At 65.3% G+C, this 242-nt stretch carries 1 protein-coding gene; it reads right to left on the bottom strand.

Annotation, left to right across the window (positions count from 1 at the left end; genetic code table 11):
• Positions 1–242: DUF1302 family protein (locus tag AAEY93_RS21005; RefSeq protein ID WP_351079676.1), on the bottom strand; the 242-nt coding region annotated here is incomplete at both ends.

Raw genomic sequence — 242 nt, 5'->3', positions numbered from 1 at the left:
ACCTTTGACGTCATGGGACCAGGCCACGTTAGGCTTGAGGTTCACGCCCGCGAACACGTCCGGGTATTCCCAGATGGCACGGGCGCGGTAGCCCCAGGACGTTGCGGTGGTGTAGCCGTCGTTATTGCAGTTGGTGTTCAGGCCTGCAGCGTTGGGCAAGCCGGCGCCGTTGGCGGTGGAGTTGTTGAGGGCGTTGCAGAACCCACCTGGCAGCGTGCCTGGGCCGAACACCGGGTCGCGGC

Source organism: Shewanella sp. CAL98-MNA-CIBAN-0140, from assembly GCF_040309905.1.
Lineage (GTDB): Bacteria > Pseudomonadota > Gammaproteobacteria > Enterobacterales > Shewanellaceae > Shewanella > Shewanella psychromarinicola.
This window is presented reverse-complemented; position numbering and strand designations above follow the sequence as displayed.